Source organism: Paenibacillus sp. sgz302114 (assembly GCF_056120345.1).
Map to the genome: position 1 here is coordinate 126,102 of NZ_JBVYOI010000001.1, position 20,963 is coordinate 147,064.

Genomic DNA, 20,963 nt, shown 5'->3' on the forward strand with positions numbered 1-20,963 from the left:
CTCAGCGAGGTGCAGTTTTTGCATTTTGACCTGATACAAATGAATTGACGAGCTAATATGTAAGCGATACCATGAGTGGTATAGGTAGTCATCCGTCAACCAGAAACGGCAAAAGACGTGCAATTGCTCCATTTTACCGTAGAAGGGATGCGTATCATGTTGACTCAATCTTCATCGCAAGCACCGCTCACGTCACAAGAACCGCTTCAAACGAGCTTGAAGGCTGTCCGCCGCTCTGCTCCGCCGAGCTGGGCAACGAAGCAGCGGCAGTTAATGGATCTGCTGAATGCGTCAGCCAAGCAGTTTATTGCCCGTTATACGAGGCCTGACGGGACGCTGATCTGGCGAAAAGATTGGCCGGGGATGGATGGCTCAGACGACCCGTACGAAGGGTTTATGAACCTTGCGCTGCTCTATGCGCTTGGCGGTGATGACTCGCTGCACGAATCCTCTCGCCGTGTCTGGGAGGGCATTACGTGGCAGTGGACGGAGTACGGACAAATTCACCGTGAATTCGATGCGTATTACGACTGGATGCACCATGGAGAAGGATATTTGTACTTCTATTTCCTCGGTCTTGCCGGACCGTCAACGCTCAAGGATCGGCAGCGGGCAGTGCGGTTCGCCCGCATGTATACGGGGGATGATCCGGAGGCGCTCAACTACGATGCCGAAAAGAAGCTGATTCGTTCGCCGCTGAATGGCAGCAGAGGTCCTCGGTTCGTAAGCACAGGCGAGGACTGGTCGACGCATCGCGGCATTCTGGACAACTATCTGGCTCCGTTCGAGGATGTGCCGGGCGTTGACTTCGAATCGCGCAAATGCAAGTGGAGCGACGACACGATCTACAGTCATCTGCTAGCGATGATGAATGAGCGGATGAACCGCGGCGACGTGCCGCTGAACTTGAATGCGACAGGCCTAGTCGCCAATGCCTATATGCATACGGCGGACGAGAAGTACAGCCAGTGGGTGCTAGAGTATTTGGCTGCGTGGTGCGAGCGCGCGGAACGTAACGGCGGCATAATTCCTGATAATGTCGGCCTTAACGGGGAGATTGGCGAGTACAATGACGGCAAATGGTGGGGCGGCTATTACGGCTACCGTTGGCCTCACGGCTTCGCAACGATCATCGAACCGATTACGAATGCAGCGATGAATGCCGTGCTGCTTACGGGCGATGTGAATCATCTGAAGCTTGCTCGGCAGCAGCTCGATTTGAACTGGTCCTTGCGCAAGGAAGTGGACGGCGAATGGAAGGTGCCGCAGAAGCATTTCGACGCGGGCTGGACCGATTACCGCGATGCCTCGGCGAAATATCCGATCTATCTTTGGATAGCCTCGATGGCGGAAGAGGATCTGGAGCGTATTCATCGCGTACCGAAGAACTACGATTGGAATGAGATCCATGTCCCGAGTGTCTCAGGCGGCGGCTCCAAGCACTACATCATGAATACGGAGCCGTGGTTCCAATACATTACGGGCGAGCTCCCGGACTATCCGGATCATATTCTGGATGCGAATTTCGAGCTTATCCATAACCAGCTGCAGCGCATGGATTCCGACATGGGCAATCCGGAGCTGTGGTCGGATAATTACAATGATGATGACTTCTCCAGCATCCATATCTGGCAGGAGCTGTGCCCTGTCTATATGGAGAGCCTCGTGCAGCTGACGTTCGGCGCTCCGATGCACATCTCGCACGGCGGCTTCCAGCACGGCCGCTTCCGCTACTTCGACGCTGATCGCAGACGTGTCGGCTTGCCGCAAGATACAGCGGCTCTCGTCGAGCAGCTGGGCGATCAATCAGCCGTGCTTCAGCTAGTGAATACCTCGCCGTTTGTGACGCGTACAATCGTCGTGCAAGGCGGCACGTTCGGCGAGCATCGGATCGACAAGGTGATCGTGCTTGACGAGGAAGTGTCCCGCGAGGTGCAGGTAGGCAGCAAGTGGCTGCAGATCGAGCTGTTCCCAGCTGCAGCGATCCGGCTCGAAGTCGTAATGTCGCGCTATGTAAACAAGCCGACCTATGACAGCCCTTGGTCGCAGCGATCCGGGGATGTTCTGCTTCGCGGCAGGACGGAGTAGGAGTAAGAGTTGTCTCAAACTCCTGAATACCGCCCTCGAGTTCACGATGAAGCAGTGGATAGGAGTGTCTGTACTTGTTCATTGTTATGGTATAATTAGCTATTCGCAATTCGACATAAGCTGGAGGTTACTAACAATGAACGTTACAATTATTCACGCCGAAATGACGCAAGATCCAGAAAAAGGGTACAAAGGCAGCGTGCAATTCGAAGTAGAAGGCCATAAACAGCCGTACGAAATTGTACTGCAATTAACGAGCATCCGCGGTACAACATGGGATTACAGCTTGCACTTCGCGAAGGAATCGGGCTCGGAAGAAGAGATCAATGCGGTGGAAAAGGCAATCGAGGAAGACGATGATTTATTCGACGATTTGATTGATGCCGCTGCCGCTGCTTTGCCAGAAGACGAGGAGGCGTAGCAGATGATTGGATTGAATTTAAGCGGTCGGACGGCACTGGTTACCGGTGCCACGGGCGAGCTTGGAAGAGTGATGGTGCGGACGCTTGCTGCATGCGGTGCAGACGTCGTGATTCAATACAATAGCAACGAAGCGAAGGCGCAGGAGCTGAAGGCAGAGATCGAAGCAACAGGCAGACGAGCGCTGATCGTACAAGCCGATATTACCAATGAACAATCGATCAATGCCATGAGAGATAAGGTTACAGCACAACTGGGCCATGTCGATATCGTTGTGGCAAATGCTGTCATTCAATATAAGTGGACGTCCGTGCTTGAGCAAGCGGCAGAGGATTATGTCAGCCAGTTCGAATCATGCGTGCTGCAGAGCGTCTTCCTTGCGAAGGCGTTCATTCCGGCGATGATCGAGAAAGGCGCGGGCCGGATGATCGGCATCAATACGGAATGCGCGATGCAGAACTTCCCTTCTCAATCGGCCTATGTTGCCGGTAAGCGCGGCATGGACGGCGTATACCGCATTCTCGCCAAAGAAGTCGGCGAGCATCAGATTACGGTGAACCAAATTGCTCCAGGGTGGACTATCTCCGAGCGCGATCGTACGAACGGGACGGAGAAGAGCGAGAGCTACGAGGCAAGTGTCGCTCTGAAACGGCGCGGAACAGACCAGGAAATTGCGAACGCTGTCGCTTTCCTTGCATCCGATCTGTCGAGCTTCATCACAGGAGCATACATACCGGTTTGCGGCGGTAATGTGATGCCGACCATCTAACAGCCATCTTAGCTATTCATTGATACGAGAAGAGGGCCTATCGTTGGAGGCGCTCTTCTTTTTTATCTTTTCGCGGATCAATCCTGCATTAGTGAAATGCCCAGTGAACAGCCTCTTTTTGCTCGTGCATTCGTCAATGCTCACGATTACGCGCGTTTGCTTCATTTGCAAAACAATCTGATTTTGAAGTACGATAACGCATTAGTATGGTACCCTTGCAGCTCTTGTCAGCTGTGGGTGTGGAGGAGCAACTATTGACTATGGATCATGCCTTTGTCATGTCTATGCTGCTTGTCATCGCATCTGGCTTAATCAATGCGATTACCGGCTTCTTCACGAAGCGAAGTATGGATAAAGCGGTCTTCCTTGGCTCGATGATCGGGCTTGCGGGAATTGTACTGCTGCCGCACTTCGTGATGGAAATGCGGGGAGCTAATTTGCCGCCAATTGCATATGTTCTGTTCATACTCTCCATGCTAATTGAGGGGCTAAACGGCTACTTGCTGTCAAAGGCCTACATTTTCGGAGATTTGTCGCAGGTCTATCCGATCATGCGCGGAACAGGGGTGATCTTCACCCCGATCATTGGCGTTCTGTTCCTTGGCGAGTCGCTCGCAGGATGGGGCTGGCTCGGCATCGCAGGCATCATAGCAGGTATCTTTCTTCTAAGTGGCTGGCAGTCTGGCGCCGCGACGAAAAAGGATAAGCAGCTAGCGATGCGTCCGGTTCTCTTCGCCGTATCCGTCGGACTATGCATTACCGGCTATACGGTTGTGGACAAGATGGCGCTGGACTATATCAGTCCGCTGTCACTTCTGGAAGTCGGCAATTTCGGGTTTGTCCTCGTCTTTCTGCCGAAGCTGTTGAAGCGGGAGCTCGTACGACAAGAGTTCGCCCTTAACGGCAAATTTATTGTGCTCGCAGCCGTTTGCGCCCCATCCTCCTATCTGTTGTTTCTCGTTGCTATGCAGATGGCACCTGTTTCGCATCTGGCGCCTGTGCGCGAGATCGGTACAGTGTTTGCCGCCATGCTCGGCGTGTGGCTGCTGAAGGAGAGGCAAGGCTGGAAACGGATTGTTAGTGCCGCGATGATCGTATTGGGCATTAGCCTGATCGGGATTGGCGGATAATAGATCTAGAACAAGGAATGGAGAGAGTGTGAAACGATGAGAATCAAACTGACCGAGCAAGAGCTAGCAACGGGCGTCCTGAGCCCAGAGATGCTGGAAACCGCAGCAGAGCAAGTGCGTGTTAATGGTTACATCCTGTTCGAGAAAGTACTGAGCGATGAGAAGATCAAAGGCATCCGCGATGCGTTCGATCCGATCTTTGACGAGTTTATTGAGAAGCGGGGCTACAACACAGGTACGAATCGTGCCCAGATGTTCCTGCCGTTCATGCAGCCATTCATCGACGAAGAAGTCATTGCGCATCCAATCGTGATGAGCGTCATCGAGAGAGTGCTTGGCAAAGGCTTCAACTGTTCGTACTTCGCATCCGACACACCGATGCCGGGCTCTGACTACCAAGCGGTACACTGCGACATTATGCCGTTGTTCCCGGAATTGACAGTTCCACTGCCGCCGTTTAGCCTTGTTGTGAACATTCCGCTTGTTGATGTTACCGAAGCGAACGGACCGCTTGAAATATGGCCAGGCGGCACGCACTTGAACCCGGACAATGCGAACCACGATACGCTTGACGGCAGTGTAAACCCGAACCTGCACATTGTACGCGCTGCGGAAGGTATGCACTCCGAGAAAGTATTCATGCCAGCAGGCTCGATCGTTATCCGCGATATCCGCATGTGGCACCGCGGCACGCCGAACCTTTCGGATGACCGCCGCACGAACCTTGCGATGATCTTCAACCGTCACTGGTACAACTCCAGCTGTCATACGCAAATTCCGCGTGAAACTTACGATACGCTGTCCAAAAAAGCGCAAGAGGTTGTGCGTAACTTCCGTATCGGCCAGCCGGCTCAGATGCCTTGGGAGCTGTAATTTCAATATCGACTATTTTTAACTTTATTAATTAATTATGTTTCCAAATGTAAGTTCAAATACATGAGTAGAGGTGAATGTTATGCGTTTTTACTTAGTCGGTGCAGGTGTTATTAACCGCACACACGCAGAAGCCATTTATAAGCTGGAAGATCAATCGTCCATCGAGATTAAAGTCGCAGACCCGAATCCGGCTGCGCTTGCAAGTTTCGCAGAGCAATTCCCGCAAACCGTAACGTTTACAGATGCAAAAGAAATGCTGAGCGAAGATCCCCAAGCAGATGACATTGTAATCATCGGCACGCCACCGTTCACTCACTTCCCGTTGTCCAAGATGGCGCTGGAATCGGGCCGTCACACGCTTTGCGAGAAGCCGCTTGTGATGAACCGCGAAGAAGCGGAAGGCTTGCTTGAGATTGCAAAGGCAAACAACCGTATGCTTGGCTGCTGCTCCGTTCGTTTCCTGCAAGTGCCGAAGACAGAGCAAGTGAAGAACATTTTGAATTCCGGCGAGCTTGGCGATGTGTACAAAATCTCGTTCGTATTCCGCGGACAACGCGGTCGTCCGGGCGTGGAGTGGCAGCCGCAGAGCCGTTGGTTCCTGGATAAATCCAAGGCAGCAGGCGGTATCGTTATGGACTGGGGTCCTTACGACTTCACGATTCTGAATGACCTATTGCAACCGGAGAGCATTGAAGTTGCTGCTGCTTGGGTAGCGAAGCCAGAGACGGAAGCTGATCCGACGGATGTTGTGTATGACATCGAAGGCGCTGTCGGCGCAATGCTGAAATTCCAGCAAGCAAACGGCAAATCGGTATGGGTGCAATATGAGCGTGCTTCCTGTACGCATGGCGAGCCGTACTTCACGGTTGAAATCGAAGGTACTCGCGGTGCGGTGAAATGGTCCCCTTACTTCGAAACGGATCAAGTGTTGGTGAAATCCGATAAAAACGGGGAAGTTATAACGAAAGAGGATACTATTGCTTACCCAGGCCCAATCGGATACATGGATCACCCGGTTCACTTCTTTGCGCAGAAGGTAAAAGGCCAGCAATCGCCAGCAATCGTGAACGAGCAAGCGATCTTCAACTTCCTATGCCTGCAATCCATCTATGACAGCGCAAATGACCAGAAGCCAGTTGTGTTGAAGAAGTAGTAACGGTTAAGCGACGAGAGGGAAAGGGGAACAACAAATGATTACAAGCAGAGGGTTTTCCACCGGTCTGTACGGTTACCAGGTTGAATACTGGAGAGACGGCAAAGATCCGTCGATGGAAGAGATATTCCGCACATGTGCGAATGCAGGCATGAACGCTCTTGAAATTGACCCAACTCCCGAGCTGCTCAGCTTGGCGAAGCAATTCGGCCTAGCGGTATCCGGCAGTTATGTTGGCCTACAGCTTCACGAGCCGTTCGAGTCGCTGAACATCGAAGAGACGGTACTGCCAGTGGCGAAGCGTCTGGCTGAAGCGGGCGCTACGGATCTGGTAATCAACGCAGATCCTAAGGGCGGCTGGGATGCGCCAGAACTGAAGACCGAAGAGGAGTTCAAGCAGCAAGGCGTGAACTTGTCTCGCATTGCCGAAGCCGTGCGCGGGCACGGTTTGAAAGTAAGCATGCATAACCACGCATCGGACAAGCATAATGCCGAGGGCGATCTCCGTTCAGTTATCGATTATGCAAGCCAAGAGGTTGGTCTGTGCGTCGATACAGGCTGGGCGCACGTAGCAGGCATGAATCCGGTGGATATGCTGAAGGCTTATCCAGATCGTATCTATGCCTTCCACTTCCGCAACCAATTCGGGCGTGTACCGAGCGAGAATCTGTCTGTCGGTGAAGTCGATATGAAGGAGCTGCTTGCTGTGGCATCCGAAATCAACTATAACGGCTGGCTAACGTTCGAGCTGCTGCATGAAGAAGCGACGAATGCGAAGCAGACGCTGGAGGAAGCAACAGCATCTTCGATCGGATACTTGAACGCATGCATCAAGGAGCTTGGCTAATGGCGGCGGATAACAATCCATTGAAAACACCGTTCCTCTCGGATGCCGAGACAGAAGCTGCAATTGATGCACTGCTTGGCGTTATGACGCTGCAGGAGAAGATCGGCCAGCTGACGCAGCTCGGCACATTCGACGAAGAAACCGATGGCGAGCTGATCGAAGAAGGCATGGTCGGATCCTTGCTGGGCATTCGCGGCGCGGACAATGCTAACTCCATTCAACGTGTTGCGGTGGAAGAATCGCGTCTTGGCATTCCGCTGCTATTCGCCGACGATGTCATTCATGGCTATCGCTCGACGTTCCCGATTCCGCTTGCTGAAGCGAGCAGCTGGAATCCAGAATTGCTGGAGAAGACGGCAGCAATCGCGGCACGCGAAGCGTCGTCCGACGGAATCAACTGGATTCTTGCGCCGATGGTCGACATCGCGCGCGATGCAAGATGGGGCCGGATCGCGGAAGGCGCCGGCGAAGATCCGTACCTCGGATCAGTCGTTGCAGCCGCACGGGTAAGAGGCATTCAGCGCAATGATTGGACGGACCGTCCGCATATTATGGCGTGTCCGAAGCATTTTGCCGCATATGGCCTTGCTGAAGGTGGACGAGACTATAATACAGTCGACATCTCGGAGACGCGGATGCGCGAGACGTACTTCCCGCCGTTCCAAGCAGCGCTTGACGCTGGAGCTGGAACGATTATGGCAGCGTTCAACGAAGTGAACGGCGTTCCGGCTTCTGGAAACCGCTGGCTGCTGAAGGATGTCCTCCAGGGCGAATGGAATTTCCAAGGTTTCGTCGTGAGCGACTGGGAATCGGTCGATGAACTCGTACAGCACGGCTATTCGGCTGACCGGGAGCAAGCAGGCAGTGCAGCTATGAATGCGGGCATGCATATGGATATGCACTCATTGATCTATCATGAGCATCTCGCGAATCTCATCGATAAAGGCGAGGTATCGCTCGAAGTGATTGATGATGCGGTTCGCCGTATTTTGCGAGTGAAATACCGTCTCGGCTTGTTCACGCATCCGTACACGGACAATACGCTCGCAAGCACATATATGCTGAACTCGGATCATCTTGCGACTGCGCGCGAAATGGCTCGCCAATCCATCGTGCTGCTGAAGAACGAAGGTCAGCAGCTGCCAATCGCGCCGTCCGTTCGCAAGCTTGCCGTCATCGGTCCGTTAGCGGAAGATGTGGAAGCGCAGCTTGGGTGCTGGCGCGGACAAGGCAGACCGGAGGATGTCGTCTCTGTTCTGGCAGGCATTCGCACGCTAGCAGAAGCGCGGCAGACCGAAGTGGTCTATGCGGCAGGAAGCGGAGTGAATTCGGCAGACGAAGCAGAGCTTGCAAGAGCGATTCGTCTGGCTGGTGAGAGCGAGCTCGCGATCGTTGTGCTGGGCGAATCTGCCGATATGAGCGGCGAGAACAACAGCCGCGTGTCGCTGGACATTCCGGCACCACAAAATGAGCTTCTTCAAGCGATTCATGGGACAGGCGTGCCGGTTGTGCTCGTGCTCGCGAATGGTCGTCCGCTCACAATCGAATGGGCTGACGCTCATATCCCGGCAATTGTTAACGGCTGGCACCTTGGCGTGCAAGCAGGTCCAGCTATTGCAGACGTACTCTTCGGCGCGGTGAATCCGAGCGGCAAGCTGCCGGTCACTTTCCCAAGACACAGCGGCCAAGTGCCGATTTATTACAATGCGAAGAAGACAGGCCGTCCGCAGATGAAACGTTATGCGGATGCTGACGTGACACCGTTGTATCCGTTCGGTCATGGTCTTAGCTACACGAGCTTCAGTTACGAGGAGCTGCAAGTGGAGCAGGCTGCTGTTAAGCTAGGCGAGTCCGTTACTGTTTCGGCACGGATCGGCAATACCGGCGACCGCGATGGCGTCGAGATCGTCCAGCTGTACATTTGCGATGTTGCAGCAAGCGTAACAAGACCTGTGAAGGAGCTGAAGGGCTTCAACCGTCTGGAGCTGAAAGCCGGAGAAAGCCGTACCGTGACGTTCACTCTTGGCGCGAAGGAGCTTGGTTTCGTTAACGGGAAGCACGAGTTTGTCGTGGAACCGGGTAAATTCATTGTGTGGATCGGCCCAAGCAGTGCAGAAGGCTTGGAAGGATCGTTTGAAATTACGGTGTAAAGAGCTCTCGCCCAGCGCTGCTCCCCCTCTAAGGAACTCAGGAGGCGTTATTCGAGCAAATTTGGCGGGTTTGAAATGCTAAGGAACTCCGTTGGCCTTATTCCGCACATTTGAGCCATTGTGAGGGCAAAATCGGGGTTATAGAGTGCCATCAGTTCCTTAGCAGATTAATCCAGCCGAAAATAGCTGAATAAGCACTATACGATTCCTTAACCGGGCGAGGTCATGATAGCAGCGGAATCGGCTGAGTAAGCGCAATACGATTCGTTAGCCGGAAGCGGGGCTGGTCTCCTTGTTAGACCTTTCGGCTGGAATCATTCATTTTCATCGAAGTGAAACCTATGTCTCTTTTCAATCTGAGGAAAGTCCCTTATTCACAGGGCTTTCCTCATTTTTATTTGAATCGTTTCACCAGTATGTGATTTTCATACGTGCTGTGAACCAAAATTACATAATTTTTCGTCATAATCCGACTTAATTTAACTCTTTTAAAAGCGATTACATTGTGATATTATTGCTGAGGTGAAACGTTTCTACAACGTTCGACATACGTAGAGCGATGAGGAACTGCCATTATTTGTTTACTGGAGCACACTTGACTCGGTTTTGAAAGCGTTTCAGAGCCATTTTTTTGAATCAAGTTGAAACGTTTCAACAACCTGATGAAAGTGAGGGAGCTTAATACATGGTCGCAACGATAAAAGACGTTGCCAGGATAGCTGGAGTCGCCGTTTCGACAGTCTCTTATGCACTCAATAACTCGCCTAAGATCAGTGAAGAAACACGAAAGAAGGTTGTCCGCGCTGCTGAATCGCTCAACTATCGTCCGAGCAATGCAGCGCGAAACTTAAAGAAGCAGAAGAGCGAGACGATCGGGCTATTCTTGTACAGCCTTGGAGGTCCATTTTACAGTCAGTTGATTGAAGGTATTCAAGAGGTCGTCGCCTCCTACAACTACAACTTGATTGTGTGCAGTACATTCGGCGGCGAGAACAGTTCTGCTCACCGATTCCTGAGAGAGAAGTTTGTAGATGGCGCCATCATCATGGGCACGCCTATCTCGGATAGGCTGATTCTTCAAGTAGCAGGCAAAGATTTTCCCATCGTCGTGCTCGATCGGGAGCTCAACTCGGACTATGTTCGAAGCGTTCTCATTGATGATGAGCAAGGCGCATACGATGCGGTTAGCCACCTGATCAAGCTTGGAAGACGCAAGATAGAGTTCCTCAGCGGGCCGTTGTTCACGATTGATAATATCAATCGGTACGAAGGCTACAAGCGGGCGATGGACGAGCATAACCTTCCATACTCGCCTGAGATCCTTATGCAAGGAAACTGCACCGAGACTTCGGGCTATCAAGCGATGAAGCTGATGCTTGCCGGAAGTCAATTGCCGGACGCGGTCTTCGCCGCGAATGACGAGATGGCCATCGGTGCCATAAGAGCTTTGAACGAAGCGAACCTCTCTGTGCCTGAGCAAGTGGCCGTCGTTGGTTTCGATAACATTCATCAAAGTTCTTATGTCAGACCTTCGCTTACGACAGTCGGTCATTCCAGATACGAGCTTGGTGCTATTGCGACACAATGTTTATTCAACTCTTCTCCCAAGGACAACTCCATTGTTCTTCCTACAGAGCTTGTCATCCGGCAATCCTGCGGCGGCCTGGGAGTGGGCTAATCTATAATATGGCATCAACGTGAGGCCAAGAGTAACATCATGGCTCGCGTGCATACTTGAAAGAGGAGGAATCACTAAACTAATGGCTACAATCACCGACAAAACGAATGTCACCGCAAAAAAGAAGAAGCGGAGCATCGAACTGAAAAATGTATCTGTGCTGTATCTCTTTTTGGCCCCTGCAATCATTCTGACGCTCATCTTCGCGTACTTGCCAATGTTCTCGAACTATATCGCATTTCTCGACTATGACTTTAATAAAGGCTGGTTTGGCTTCGGCAGTAAGTTCGTCGGCTTCGACAATTTCGCGAAGTTCCTCACTGACCACAAGTTTTACAAGCTGATCGGTCGTACGCTGCTCTACAGTGTCACGATGATGGTTGCGACGTTCCCGGCCCCGCTAATTCTAGCGCTTCTGCTTAACGAGCTGCGCGGCGATCGGTTCAAGAAGATTGTACAAACGACGTCCTATATTCCTCACTTCGTATCGTGGGTAACGGTTGCTGGTTTGTTCTACATGTTCTTGACGGTTGATGCGACGGGTATTATCAACAACCTTCGCCAATTGATTGACCCTGCCGCTGAGCGTATATCCTACATGCAGGATGCGCACAATTTCCTGCCGGTACTCGTTATTTCTGAAATTTGGAAAGAAACAGGCTGGGGTACGATTCTTTACCTCGCAGCGCTGACGACAATTGACCCGCAGCAATACGAAGCGGCGCAGGTGGACGGCGCAAGCCGCTGGCAACGTCTATGGTACATCACATTGCCGGGCCTTATTCCTACGATGAGCATCCTGCTGATCTTCTCCTTGAGCGGATTGCTCGCAACGAACTTCGACCAAGTGTTCAACTTGCAAAATAAGATGATTCGTCTAGATACCGATACGATCGGCGTTTACACGTACTACCAAGGTTTGGTCAGCGGTCAATATTCGTACTCCGCTGCGGTCGGCCTATTTCAAGGCATCATATCCTTTATTCTTATTATGCTTACGAATGCAACGACGAAGAAACTTAGCAATGTAGGTATTGTCTAAGGAAAGGAGCGACTTACGTGTCAAATGCAACTTTGAAAGCAAATCGCATCAAGCGAACAACAGGTGAACGCACCTTTGATACCGTTAACATATTGATTATGCTCGTATGGGCAGTTACTGCGATCTATCCGTTCTGGTACATCCTAGTCATGTCATTCAATACGGGAGCGGATGCCGCAGCAGGACCGATCTGGTTCTTCCCGCGTGTGTTCACGCTTGAGAATTACGCGTTCGTCTTCCAGTATGAACGTCTGCAAACGGCGTTTGTCGTCACTGCGCTGCGCTGTGTTATCGGCCCGGTGCTGTCGGTTATCGTGACGATGATGGCGGCGTTCGCGCTCTCGAAGCGCTTCCTGCCAGGCCGCAAGACGCTGTTATTCTTCTTCATGATCCCAATGTTTATCGCAGGTACGATTATTTCGAACTATGTTGTTATTTCGAAGCTTCACTTGATTAACAACTTCCTTGTATACGTGCTCCCAGGCGCCTTCGCATTCTTCAGCATGGTCATCATGCGGACGCATATCGAAGAATTGCCTGCTGAGCTGCAAGAATCCGCAATGATAGATGGAGCTGGCTATGGCCGAATTTTCTTCCAAATTATTTTGCCGCTGTCCATGCCGATAATTGCTGCATTCGCTTTCTTCGCAGTCGTAGGCAACTGGCTTGACTACTACACGAACTTGATCTACGTGACCGACCGAGGACTGAGTACGCTGCAGTACGTGCTGTACGAAATCATTAACCGTGCAGAAGCGAACACGTTGATCGATTTTACAAAGACAAGTGGCGCACAAGCACGCCGCCTCATGGCGCAGCAGAACAATTCGGTTCCAACGCCTGAGGTTATCAAGATGACAGTTATGGTTGTCGTGACATTCCCGCTGCTGTTCATCTACCCGTTCTTCCAGAAGTACTTTGTCAAAGGGATGTTGACTGGTGCGGTTAAGGCATAACGCCTTGATCCATCTAAGTTAATAGATATTCATTCAGGGGAGGATTTTATTTATGAAAAAGGTTATGGCACTTATGCTAGCTACCGCTCTTTCCATTTCGCTTGTCGGCTGCGGCAGTTCGAATAACTCGGCTGACAACAATGGCTCATCCGCTGGTGGAAACACTGCTACGAACAATGGTGCGCCTGTTGATCCGGCAAGCTTTAAAGAAATGCATCTTGAAGTTCTAGGCAATCTGCCTACGAGCCCGCGTAAGCCGGTCGAAGACAAGTTGACGCCAATCTGGCGCGACAAGACGAAGGTCATTCCTGACTTCATCGAAATCCCGCCGAACACAGACATTAAGAGCTGGCTGCAAATGCAGATCCTTGCGGACACAGTCCCGGCTGTTATCGCGAACCAGAACGGCATTGCTGATGACGCTGCCAATATGGAAATGCTGAAAAAAGCAGGCATGGCTCGTGAAATTACACTTGATGAAATTAAAAAATATATGCCTTTGACAGCTGCACGCCTTGCTGACCTTGGCGTTACTGTAGACCAATGGTACCAAGCAAGTGTTGACCCTACAGACGGCAAAATGTGGTCGATCCCGTCCATGCCAAGCCCGCTGCTTAAAGAAGAATACCGCAAGACGCCTTACGGCGATGCTAGTCTTGGTAATGGCGGTTATGGAGTGTGGATGCGTGACGACATTCTGAAGAAAGTCTATCCGAATGTGATGAGCGCTGCTGACCTGAAGAAACTTGCAATCGCAAACAAAGGTCAATTGTCGCTTGAGCAAATCGATGATGTACCGATCAAGAACCTGGACGACCTGTACGGTTACCTGGAGAAAGTGAAAGCGCTCAACCTGTCTGAGAACGGTAAGACAATTACACCGGCACACTTGCAATTCGAGAACTCCCGCGGCGCGCTTTACTGGTCCTTGTTCTCGGCTACAGGTCTAAGCATGAGCAATGCTTATCCGCTTGTCATTAATGAATCGCAAAATCTTTACTCGGATTTCGAGCTTACCCCTGAATGGAAAAACTATATTTCCTTCATGAACAAAGGCTTCAAAGACAACTTGTTCGGTAAAGAATTCTACATTCAGAAGAATGAGCAGCGCGATGCAAAAATCATCAATGGTGAATATGCAGTCGTCAACATGTGGGCGCCAGTTGCTGCTAACCGTGATAAAGTAAAAGGCAAGTATGACTGGAGATTCGTTCCGATCTTCGCGAACGATCTGAATACGAACGTACAAGATGCGGCGAACCAATACTTCCCGCTGACAACGAAATGGAATTCCAAAGTGATCAACCCTAAGAAAGTGTCCGAAGATCAAATTCCGCAAATCCTGAACTGGATCGATTGGAACAACTCGCTTGAAGCTGCAGAGCTTCGCGCATGGGGTACACCTGACATGTACACAGGCGATGGCATGAATCGCCGCTATAAGCCGGAATACAAGAAAGTTGAAGAGTACATGCTGCTCGGTAAGGCAGATGAGTCCGGCGATGGCTGGTACTATGGTATCGTTGGTCAAGACAACCAAATGACGAACCCTGAAGTATATGGTCTTGCTCAAGCAGGCGAAATGGGTTATGTCTACAAACCGCAAGTTGTATATCCGTTCAGCGAAGCGAACTACGATCAGAATACGCTTGTAAATGCAGCATGGCAGAAGCACAACCTGAAGAGCATGACGCTTTATGCAGAACTTCCGGTAGACGATGCAACTCGCCAAGCGAAAGCGGAATGGGAAACGATCAACACGGATTTCAATAATAACCTTGTTGCCCCTCATAACGATGAGCTGGACAACCTGATGGTTAAAGCCATCACAGGCCCTGTTGAGAAGTTTGACGCGAACTTCAAAGATTATACAGATGTTCTGTCGAGCAGCGACGTTGCTGACGGCTTGACGAAGATGAAGGATGCTTGGATGAAGTACTACAAGCTGCGTCAAGGTTTCTTGAAGAAGCTTAACTAATACGGACCGAATATTCGGTAGGAACAGGCTCTAGCCTCACGGTTAGAGCCTGCCTGTCAAATTTGCATGGGATATAATGGGGAGGAAGTTTGAGATGACGAAGAAATTGAAGGTTGGCGTGATCGGTGCAGGAGGTATTTTTCAATGGGCGCACTCGGAGCCGCTGAAGAACCATCCTGAGCTGGAAATCGTAGCGATCTGTGATATTGATCTAGAGAAGGCGAAGGCAGCTGCTGAGCAGCACGGCATTCCGCAAGCGTTCAGCGACTACCGCGATGTAATCGCTCTTGCAGATGTTGATATTATTGATATTTGCACACCGAACCTGTTCCACTCCGAAATCGCGGTTGCTGCGCTTGAAGCGGGCAAGCACGTATTCTGCGAGAAACCGGATGCGGTAAGCGTAGAAGAAGCGCTTCGCATGAAGGATGCTATGGAGAAGAGCGGCAAGAAGCTGATGGTTATGCGAAACAACCGTTTCCGTCCGGCATCCCAATATGTGAAACGTTGGATCGACCAAGGCAACCTTGGCGAAGCTTATGCAGGACGCTGCGGCTGGACTCGTCGCCGCGGTATTCCAGGCAAAGGCGGCTGGTTCACGACGAAGGAATTGTCCGGTGGCGGACCGCTTATCGACCTTGGCGTTCACTTCATTGACCTTGCCATGTGGTTCATGGGCAATCCGAAGCCGGTATCGGTTACTGGTGCGACTTACACGAAATTTGCAGATGCTGAGGATATCGCTGGCTCCGAGCATAGCAAATTTGGTTCCAAGTCCGAAGGCGAAGGCACTTTCGACGTAGAAGATTTGGCAATTGGCTTTATTCGTTTCGACAATGGCGCTTCGCTGCAAATCGAATTCAGCTGGGCATCGAACATCGAAGAAGAAGAGAACTTCGTTGAGCTTCGCGGTACGAAAGCTGGCATCAAGTTCAGCAATGGCAAGCTTGGCATCTTCGGCGAGGACCAAGGCATTGTAACGGATACATTCCCGCACACAGGTCAAGATTCCGGCGGCCATGGCGAGCATCTTGCTCACTTTGTCGATGTTGTACAAGGCCGTGCGAACCCAATCAACACGATTGATCAAGGCGTTGACATGATCAAAATTCTATCTGCAATCTATGAGTCCGCTCGTACAGGTTCCGAAGTTAAACTGTAAGAGATGGGTATGACCTTGAACCGGCCCCGTGGGCCGGTTTTTTATATGAGGGAGGCGGCATAATGCGCAAGCTGGTATGTGTTTATGATTTGGAGCCGCAGCACCGGGAGCGAATTGCGGAAGCGGCACTTGGATTTGAGATCGTGTATGCTGATAGGGATCAGGATGAGAGTTCGCTCGCGATTCACCTCGCGGAAGCGGAGGTTGTGGCAGGCTGGAGCGAGCAGGCAGAGGCTCATGCACTAAAGGCTGGAGGCGCGCTGCGCTGGGTGCAGGCTTGGGGCGCTGGTGTTGAGCAGATGCCTTTTGATGCTTTTGCAGCCTGTGAAGTGATGTTGACGAATGCGAGCGGCGTTCATGCGAATGCGATATCGGAGACAGTGCTAGGCATGATGCTCGCTTTTACAAGGAAGCTGCACCTGACGATGCGCAATCAGATGGAGAAGAAGTGGGACTGGATTGGCGGCTTAGGCGAAATCCATGGCAAAACGCTCGGCATTGTCGGTGTTGGCGCGATTGGCGAGGAGCTGGCTAGGCTGGCGCAAGCGTTTCAGATGCGCGTCCTTGGCGTGCGTAATTCTGCGAAAGCCTCGCCGTTCGTAGATGCGATGTTTGGCACTGGTGGTCTGAATCGGTTGCTGCAGGAGAGCGATTACGTCGTCGTGACGCTGCCGATTACGAAGGAGACGCAAGGGCTGTTCGACCGTGCCAGGTTTGCGCAGATGAAGCCAAGTGCGTTCTTCGTGAACATCGGTCGCGGCCAGACGGTCGTCACCGATGATCTTGTTGACGCGCTGGAGCGAGGAGTCATCGCCGGAGCGGGGCTCGACGTGTTCGACCCAGAGCCGTTGCCGGAATCGCATCCGCTGTGGGCGATGGAGAACGTCATCCTGACTCCGCATAACTCCGGCAATTCGATCTATTACACAGACCGAGCTGTCGATATTCTCGTCGACAACCTACGGAGCTACATCGTTAGCGGCGAGCCGCATCGCAATAAGGTAAGCTTGAAGAATCGTTATTAGTGATCCCAAACCCGGCTGCAAGCAGCCGGGTTTTATTGTGGAGATTCGGGGCGGTGGGGTCGCGCTCCGCGCATCGCGTGAGCCCGATGCTCTCTTTGCGTTTAACAAACTTCACGCACTCTCGCACCACGGACACCACGCACTCCGCGCGCTCCATGCATTCAACAAACTTTACGTACTCTCGCACCTCGCACTCCTAACGCGCTCAGCTCACTCTTGCCATCCCGCTAACGAACCGTAAACGCCTTATTGGACCCAATAACACCCTCTAGAAATTGTAACGAACCTAACAATCGTTATTGACCTCTTTTGCTGGCGAAAGGGGCTGTTTTACACGAAATAACGTCGCTGTGATTCGTTAGAATCTGAAAACGCACGTTTTTAGCCGAATAGCGACACTGTGGTTCGTTAGAGCTAGTTCTGCGAGAAAGAATGACTGCAAGTGGCTCTTATTAGCATAGGCGTGCAGTCGGGTAGGCGGGATGCAGTAGGTTAGTGGTATGGCGAGTAGGTGAGCGAGCTGGTGAGTGAGGTGTCCAGCAAAGAGGCAAGTAGGCAGAGTGTATGTGAATCCAAATGGCTTATATTAGCGAAGGTAGGCAGGAGGAATGCGGTAGGCGAGAGGGGTGGTAGGCAAGTAGTAGGTTAGCGAGAAGCGGTTAGGCGAGCGAGTGAGTGAGGTGTCCAACAAGTAGGTAGGTAGCAAGCAGTTGGAGGAATGAGGTGGGCGAGTGGATAGAAGATCCCTTTCGACCCAATTTTCCTCGCTGTATAAGGCAAATATAGCAAATCTATCGAATCGTTTCGAATTCCTTCTTTTTCGCGAAAAATATTTTAGATTATTTTTAACAAAAATGGCCCGATTTCTTTGCTGTAAGCCTTTTCATTTCCAAAAGAGTATGCTAGTATGTGTTTGTGAAACGTTTCTATTAACAAGTTTCGACAATGCTAGAATAGCTAATAAATCAGAGCGAAATTATCAGAATTGAAGCGTTATGCAGTTATGTATACGCTTTATATGGGGTAATTTTACATCTATTGTACTGAAACGTTTCAATTATCGGATAGGAAGTGGATGGTTCTTTATGGCTGCTACGATAAAAGATGTTGCTAAACTCGCCGGCGTTGCCGTATCGACTGTCTCATATGCGATGAATAACTCGCCGAAGATCAGCGAGGAGACGCGGAGCAAAGTGTTTCGGGCAGCGAAGGAATTGAACTTCAGGCCAAGCGGTGCCGCCCGCAACTTGAAGAAAAGGAAGACGCAGACGATCGGATTATTCCTGTACGATCTCGGCGGACCATTTTACAGCCAAGTCATCGAAGGAGTGCAAGAGGTCGTTGCCTCGCACGGATTCAATTTGGTTGTTTGCAGTACATATGGCGGAGAGAGCAGCTCCGCGCACCGATTTATGGTGGAGCAGTTCGTAGATGGAGCAATCATCATGGGCTCATCGATCAGCGACAGCTTGATTCTCCAGGTTGCATCGGAGTCATTCCCGATTGTTGTGCTGGACCGGGAGCTGAAAGGCGAGTATGTGCACAACGTACTTATTACGTATGAGCAGGGCGCCTATGACGCTGTCACCCATCTTATAAAGCTAGGCCGGCGCAATATCGAGTTTCTGAGCGGGCCACTCACTTCTTTCGACAATTCGCTTCGATACAACGGCTATAAGAGAGCGCTTGAAGAGCATGGCTTGCCCGTTCCGAAGAAGATTAGCATGTTCGGTCGATGCCTCGAAGTCGGCGGCTATCAAGCGGCGAAAGTGATGCTGGCCGGCAGTCAGCTGCCTGACGCGATTTTCTCAGCGAATGATGAGATGGCGATCGGTTCGATTCGCGCGATGTCCGAGAATGGCGTTCGGGTACCGGATGACATTGCAGTCGTCGGCTTCGACAACATTAACATCGGGCCGTACGTCAACCCGCCGCTCACTACAATTGGACATTCGAAATACGAAGTCGGCGCTATCGCAACGCAATTAATGTTCAGCGCACAGCGCGAAGGAAACTCGATTCTGCTGCCGACGCAGCTTATCGTCCGCGACTCTTGCGGGTATAAAGAAAGCCTTAACGGTTAACGCTTCGCGAATTCTGTATGGTCTTATTCCATGAAGGGAGGCGATGCTCGGGGAATGTAGTGGTTCTGTTGAAATGTACAAGTCGAGCTATAAGGATTCACGTGTGCGAAATATTTTCAGACTATGATCTGGGGGAGAACTGAGATGAAAAAGTCACTTTTAATGGTTTTGGCTTTGTCGTTTACACTCGCGGGTTGCGGTGGTGGCAACTCGAATTCAAACACAACTAATACAAGCACAGATAATGCTGCAACAAATTCAACTAATACGAATACAAATGCAAGCACCAACGCGAACACGAGCACAGATACAACTACGAACGCGAATACAGCAGACGATACGGCGGCGAATCAGCCTGCTGCAACGGATGAAGTAGTAACGATCAAGTATGCGACATGGGGCGATAAAGCTGAGAACGGCGCTGAGATGAAGCGGATTAAAGCGTTCGAAGCAACTCACCCGAATATTAAAGTTGAAATTGATAAATCGATGGACTGGCCATGGGATGAGAAGCTGGCGGCTGCGGCGGCTGCGGACAAGCTTCCTGACGTAACCTGGCTGTTCAACGTACCGCTTGCAGTAGGCAGCGGCTGGCTTGAAGATTTGACCCCTTACCTTGCACAAGATCCTGATTTTAGCCCGGACAAGATTTACGGCAGTCTGGCAAAAACAGGCGAATATAACGGCAAACAATACGCATTGCCTCACGGCCTCTACTCATGGGCGGTTTACATCAACAAAGATTTGCTCGCGAAAGCGAATATCCCAGAGCCGCAAGCTAACTGGACTTTGTCCGATCTGGAAGATATCTCGAAGAAGCTGACGAACTACAATGAGCACCAATTCGGCATCGACGGCGCAGCGGGCATGGGCGATGTATTGATCCCGAACTTCAATACAGCACTTGGAGCGTCCACATGGGATGGCACGCAGTATAACTACACGGACCCGGCTTGGGCGGAAGCGACAAACTGGGCAATCAACTTTGGCTACAAAGACAAATCTTCGCTGCAGAGCTACAAGAAAGAAGAAAGAGACAAGTGGTACGGCAAAGACATCAGCGGCTTTAACATCGGTAAAGTCGGCATGGTGTTCGACGCAACGTGGAGCCTGACTTGGTATAAGCAGAACCTGAAATTCAACTGGGACATCCTTCCTGTGCCGGGCGTGAACGGTCAAAAAGCAGGCCTTGTTACGGATTATGCCGGTGTTACGAAGAGCTCGAAGCATAAGAAGGAAGCGGTTGAGTTCCTGAAGTGGATGACTTACTCCAAAGACGGTTGGCTCGCTCGTATCAAAGACGAAACTCCGCTTGCGACAATGCCGCTTGTTAACGATCCAGACGTATGGAACGCTTGGCTCAACCAAGATTTCGTAACGCCAGGTATCAAAGAGATCGTGAAGGCAATCCCGACTGGCGTACTCGAAACATTCAAGTATCAACCGGGCTTTGCAGACTTCACGTCCAAAGTAAAAGACAAATACAACGAGAAGTTCCAGAAGGGCGAAGCAAGACCGGAAGACGTTGCTGCCGAGCTCCAAGAGAAATCGATGGAGTACTACAACAACGCAATGAAAAAGATCGACGAGGCTACAAAATAAAGA

General features: G+C 51.2%; 16 protein-coding genes. All 16 read left to right on the top strand.

What is annotated here, in order from left to right; all coding sequences use genetic code 11:
* The first annotated feature begins 156 nt into the window (after nt 1-156).
* The 16 genes from AC0LWF_RS00590 (at nt 157) to AC0LWF_RS00665 (ending at nt 20,960) form a co-directional block, all read left to right on the top strand.
* Nucleotides 157-2,088, top strand: a complete 1,932-nt coding sequence (locus tag AC0LWF_RS00590; protein WP_474649640.1) for a DUF8034 domain-containing protein — start codon at nt 157-159, stop codon at nt 2,086-2,088.
* Nucleotides 2,089-2,224: 136 nt separating this feature from the next.
* Nucleotides 2,225-2,509: a hypothetical protein gene (locus AC0LWF_RS00595; RefSeq protein WP_474649641.1), complete on the top strand. Its 285-nt coding sequence runs from the start codon at nt 2,225-2,227 to the stop codon at nt 2,507-2,509.
* 3 nt (nt 2,510-2,512) lie between these two features.
* Nucleotides 2,513-3,277, top strand: coding sequence for an SDR family NAD(P)-dependent oxidoreductase (locus AC0LWF_RS00600; RefSeq protein WP_474649642.1), 765 nt, complete (start codon nt 2,513-2,515; stop codon nt 3,275-3,277).
* 260 nt (nt 3,278-3,537) lie between these two features.
* Nucleotides 3,538-4,407, top strand: a complete 870-nt coding sequence (locus AC0LWF_RS00605) for a DMT family transporter (protein WP_474649643.1) — start codon at nt 3,538-3,540, stop codon at nt 4,405-4,407.
* A gap of 36 nt (nt 4,408-4,443) precedes the next feature.
* On the top strand, nt 4,444-5,280 hold the full coding sequence (locus tag AC0LWF_RS00610; protein ID WP_474649644.1) for a phytanoyl-CoA dioxygenase family protein: 837 nt from the start codon (nt 4,444-4,446) through the stop codon (nt 5,278-5,280).
* A gap of 82 nt (nt 5,281-5,362) precedes the next feature.
* Nucleotides 5,363-6,436, top strand: a complete 1,074-nt coding sequence (locus AC0LWF_RS00615; RefSeq protein ID WP_474649645.1) for a Gfo/Idh/MocA family protein — start codon at nt 5,363-5,365, stop codon at nt 6,434-6,436.
* A 37-nt stretch (nt 6,437-6,473) separates the two neighbouring features.
* Nucleotides 6,474-7,283 carry a sugar phosphate isomerase/epimerase family protein gene (locus tag AC0LWF_RS00620; RefSeq protein WP_474649646.1) on the top strand — a complete coding sequence of 270 codons (810 nt, stop codon included), beginning with the start codon at nt 6,474-6,476 and terminating at the stop codon, nt 7,281-7,283.
* The gene (gene bglX / locus AC0LWF_RS00625; RefSeq protein ID WP_474649647.1) at nt 7,283-9,433 is read left to right on the top strand and encodes a beta-glucosidase BglX; all 2,151 of its coding nucleotides are present in this window, start codon (nt 7,283-7,285) and stop codon (nt 9,431-9,433) included. The genes AC0LWF_RS00620 and bglX overlap by 1 nt, the downstream gene beginning before the upstream one ends.
* Nucleotides 9,434-10,118: 685 nt before the next feature.
* Nucleotides 10,119-11,111, top strand: coding sequence for a LacI family DNA-binding transcriptional regulator (locus AC0LWF_RS00630; RefSeq protein WP_474649648.1), 993 nt, complete (start codon nt 10,119-10,121; stop codon nt 11,109-11,111).
* 82 nt (nt 11,112-11,193) lie between these two features.
* Nucleotides 11,194-12,153 carry an ABC transporter permease gene (locus AC0LWF_RS00635; protein WP_474649649.1) on the top strand — a complete coding sequence of 320 codons (960 nt, stop codon included), beginning with the start codon at nt 11,194-11,196 and terminating at the stop codon, nt 12,151-12,153.
* A 17-nt stretch (nt 12,154-12,170) separates the two neighbouring features.
* Nucleotides 12,171-13,109, top strand: a complete 939-nt coding sequence (locus AC0LWF_RS00640) for a carbohydrate ABC transporter permease (RefSeq protein WP_474649650.1) — start codon at nt 12,171-12,173, stop codon at nt 13,107-13,109.
* A 52-nt stretch (nt 13,110-13,161) separates the two neighbouring features.
* Nucleotides 13,162-15,087: a type 2 periplasmic-binding domain-containing protein gene (locus AC0LWF_RS00645; RefSeq protein ID WP_474649651.1), complete on the top strand. Its 1,926-nt coding sequence runs from the start codon at nt 13,162-13,164 to the stop codon at nt 15,085-15,087.
* Nucleotides 15,088-15,181: 94 nt separating this feature from the next.
* Nucleotides 15,182-16,249: a Gfo/Idh/MocA family protein gene (locus AC0LWF_RS00650; protein WP_090572602.1), complete on the top strand. Its 1,068-nt coding sequence runs from the start codon at nt 15,182-15,184 to the stop codon at nt 16,247-16,249.
* 62 nt (nt 16,250-16,311) lie between these two features.
* Nucleotides 16,312-17,274 carry a D-2-hydroxyacid dehydrogenase gene (locus tag AC0LWF_RS00655; protein WP_474649652.1) on the top strand — a complete coding sequence of 321 codons (963 nt, stop codon included), beginning with the start codon at nt 16,312-16,314 and terminating at the stop codon, nt 17,272-17,274.
* 1,085 nt (nt 17,275-18,359) lie between these two features.
* Nucleotides 18,360-19,358 (top strand): LacI family DNA-binding transcriptional regulator, encoded by a 999-nt coding sequence (locus AC0LWF_RS00660; RefSeq protein ID WP_474649653.1) that lies wholly within the window; start codon nt 18,360-18,362, stop codon nt 19,356-19,358.
* A gap of 144 nt (nt 19,359-19,502) precedes the next feature.
* A complete protein-coding gene (locus AC0LWF_RS00665; protein WP_474649654.1) occupies nt 19,503-20,960 on the top strand; it encodes an extracellular solute-binding protein in 1,458 nt (485 codons plus the stop codon).
* Nucleotides 20,961-20,963 lie beyond the last annotated feature (3 nt).